The following is a 2,788-nucleotide window of genomic DNA, read 5'->3' as shown; positions in this document are numbered from 1 at the left end:
GTCCGGGCGTCGCCCTGGCGATCGACACCCTCGCGCGCGAGTTCGATCTCCCGATGGACGGTTCACACTTCGCCGAGCACCTCGGCCCGCCACTGGCCACGCTGCTCGGCGACGCGGGCGCGCCCGACGATCTGATCCCCCACCTGGTCACCCGGTACCGCGAGCTGTACCCGGACGTCCTCGGCCACATCGGCGCCCTCCCCGGCGCCGACGACGCGCTGGCCGCCGTGCGGGCCGGCGGTGGGCGGACGTTGGTCGTCACCGGCAAATTCGAGCCGCACGCGCGCCTGCACGTCGACCATCTCGGCTGGCGGGTCGATCGCCTCGCCGGTGACCTGTGGGCGACCGGAAAGGCCGACGTGTTGCGCGAGGAGTCGGCCCACGTCTTCGTCGGCGACCACGCGGGCGACATGCGCGGCGCCAAGGCGGCGGGCGTGGTGGCCGTCGGCGTCACGACCGGACCCTACGACGCCGACGGATTGTGGACCGCGGGCGCCGATGTGGTCCTGGACGATCTCACCCGGTTCGGCGAATGGCTGTCCGAGCACGCATCCGGGCGATAGTCCTCGAAACAGCTTGTGACGCACACCAGTTCCGGAACCCATCCGCGGCCCGGCGCGTTCACCGGTCATGCCGACCGACCCCTACTGGAACCACAACACGCACTACCACCCCTGGGTACTCGATCAGGTGCCCGACACTGCCCGCACGGCATTGGACATCGGCTGCGGTGACGGGTTACTCGCCCGCAAATTAGCGACCCGCTGTGACGCGGTGCTCGGCGTGGACATCGATGACCGGGTCATCGCCAACGCGCCCGCCGCCCCCAACGTCCACCTCGAACACGCCGACTTCCGCGACCTCGACCAAACCTTCGACGTGGTCACCGCCGTCGCCACCTTGCACCATGTCCCGGTACGTGAGGGCGTCACCGGCCTGCGCCATCTCGTCGCCCCCGGCGGCACCCTCGCGGTGGTCGGCCTCTGGAAGATGCACCCGGTCAGCGACTTCCACTACCTCCCCCTCCTCCCCGCGATCTGGGGCCTGGATCGGTGGCGGCGCCGGTCGCACGGCGGCCCCGATGTCGCGCTGGCCGACCCACGCGAAACCCTCGCCGAAATCCGTTCCGCCGCCGCCGAACACCTGCCCGGTGCCGAGATCCACCGCCGCCTGATGTGGCGCTACACGCTGCGCTGGCAGCGCCCACGCTGAGGTGTCACCGCGGGTACGCGGCGACCAGTCCACCGTCCACGATGATGTCCTGACCGTTGATGTAGGACGCCTCGGCGGAGCCGAGAAAGGCGACGAGGGCGGCGATCTCGTCGGTGTTGCCGAATCGTCCGCTCACGACGCGGGACGCGGCCATGGTGGCGAACTCCTCGGTCATCGCCCCGGCGGACATGGGGGTATCGATATAGCCGGGGCTGATGGAGTTGACCCGGATGCCGCGGGGGCCGAGTTCGGTGGCGAGGGTGCGGGCGAGATTGTGGACTGCGGCCTTGGTGGCGGCGTAGAGGGTCAAAGCGCTGTCGGCGCGGTGCAGGGTCCACGACGCGTTGAGGACCACGGCAGCGCCGGGGGTGAGCAGCGGCAACGTCTTCTGGACGGTGAAGAACACGCCCTTGAAGTTGACGTCGACGGTGTGGTCGAAGTCGGCCTCGGTGATGTCGGAGAACGCGGCGAAGGCGCCGGTGCCCGCGTTGGCGAAGACCAGATCGAGGCAGCCGAATCGCGCGGTGACGGCGGCGACCATCGTGTCGATGGCGTTCAGGTCGGCGGTGTCGGCGGCGATACCGGTGGCGCGCGGGCCGAGCTGCGCGGCGGCGGCCCGGACGCGTTCGCCGGTGCGGCCGGTGATGACGACGTGGGCGCCTTCGTCGATCAACCGCTGTGCGGTGGCCAGGCCCATTCCGCTGGTGCCGCCGGTGACGAGCGCGATCTTATCGGTGTAGCGGTTCATGAGATTCCTTCGGTGAGGTGGTCGGCGACGGTGGGCAGCCAGGCCGGCCGGTTGTTCCCGACGAGGTGGTCGCCGCCGGGGATGCGCAGGTAGTAGGCACGGGGTGCGGTGCGCGCCAGCAGTGCACCGTCGGTGACCCCGGGGATGGCGTCGTCCGCGCCGTCGACGACCAGCAGTGGGCAGCGCAGGGCCGGGGCGAGGGGTGTCAGATCGACTGTGGAGGCGAAGGCTTCGGCGGCCTCGCGGGACCCTGCTCGGCGGGTGATGAGGTCACCGACGGGATCGGGCAGTGCCGGCCAGTCGAGTCGGAACGGTCCACTCACCGTGGCGGCCACGGTGATTCGCGGGTCGAGTGCCGCGGCGGCTGCCGCGTAGTACCCGCCGAGGCTGAGCCCGACGATGCCCACCTCCGCGACACCGAGCGCGTCGATCACCCCGCCGATCACGACGGGATAGTCGGTGGTCACGGTCGAGGTCGCGGCGAGCGCGCCCTGCCCGGGTCCGTCCATGGCGAACACGGCCGCGCCTCGACGGACGAGTGCGTCGGCGAGCACATGGAACTCGTCCTTGCTCGAGTCCAGTCCCGGCACCACGATCACAGTGCGTGCCGCGTCAGCGGGGCCGCGCAGGATGCCGGTGAAATCGCGACCGGTGATTCGCCGCGAATCCGGTTCCAGGAGCGAGAAGCCCGCTTCGGCGGCGGAGTCGGCCGCCGCCGCGTGCACGTGGTGATCGCTGTCGGGGATGAGCGTGGCCAAGTGCGCCCATCGCGCCGCCATCAGGAGATTCTCGCCTCGGGTGACCGTCGACGGCGGCGCTGTTGGATAT

Annotated in this window: 4 protein-coding genes; 2 read left to right on the top strand and 2 right to left on the bottom strand. The window is 70.6% G+C overall.

The window, feature by feature from the left end:
* A partial coding sequence (locus ACFWF3_RS31165; RefSeq protein WP_379317309.1) for an HAD family hydrolase occupies positions 1 to 563 on the top strand: 563 nt, incomplete at its 5' end.
* A 67-nt stretch (positions 564 to 630) separates the two neighbouring features.
* Positions 631 to 1,212, top strand: a complete 582-nt coding sequence (locus ACFWF3_RS31160; protein WP_379317307.1) for a class I SAM-dependent methyltransferase — start codon at positions 631 to 633, stop codon at positions 1,210 to 1,212.
* A gap of 4 nt (positions 1,213 to 1,216) precedes the next feature.
* Here ACFWF3_RS31160 and ACFWF3_RS31155 read toward each other — a convergent pair whose 3' ends face one another.
* Positions 1,217 to 1,960: an SDR family NAD(P)-dependent oxidoreductase gene (locus ACFWF3_RS31155; protein WP_379317305.1), complete on the bottom strand. Its 744-nt coding sequence runs from the start codon at positions 1,958 to 1,960 to the stop codon at positions 1,217 to 1,219.
* On the bottom strand, positions 1,957 to 2,788 hold an 832-nt coding region (locus ACFWF3_RS31150), incomplete at its 5' end, for an alpha/beta hydrolase family protein (RefSeq protein ID WP_379317303.1). The genes ACFWF3_RS31155 and ACFWF3_RS31150, both read right to left, overlap by 4 nt.

The organism is Nocardia sp. NPDC060220 (genome assembly GCF_042727815.1).
Taxonomy (GTDB): Bacteria; Actinomycetota; Actinomycetes; order Mycobacteriales; family Mycobacteriaceae; genus Nocardia.
This window is presented reverse-complemented; position numbering and strand designations above follow the sequence as displayed.